Source organism: Streptococcus sp. CCH8-C6 (assembly GCF_001557225.1).
In the GTDB taxonomy this organism is placed as follows: Bacteria; Bacillota; Bacilli; order Lactobacillales; family Streptococcaceae; genus Streptococcus; species Streptococcus sanguinis_C.
The window spans coordinates 1-237 of sequence record NZ_LSJN01000046.1 but is presented as its reverse complement, the minus strand read 5'-3'; the positions used below and the strand labels follow the sequence as shown (position 1 = coordinate 237).

Genomic DNA, 237 nt, shown 5'->3' with positions numbered 1-237 from the left:
AGAAATATTTTAGAATTTCTTGAGAAATATTTGAAGTCTAGCTTGTATACTAAAATCAAACCTAAGAAAGCGAGAATATACCATGCAAACTGTTTTAGAAGTAAAGCAAGTTACCAAACAATATGGCCAGCAATACGCCCTCGATCATGTGAGTCTTTCAATCCAGAAAGGCGATATTTATGGACTGATTGGCAAGAACGGGGCTGGCAAAACCACTCTTCTCAAGACCATTAGCCG

Annotated in this window: 1 protein-coding gene; it reads left to right on the top strand. The window is 38.0% G+C overall.

The window, feature by feature from the left end; genetic code table 11:
- Positions 1-82 precede the first annotated feature (82 nt).
- A partial coding sequence (locus AX677_RS09105) for an ATP-binding cassette domain-containing protein (protein ID WP_156445989.1) occupies positions 83-237 on the top strand: 155 nt, incomplete at its 3' end.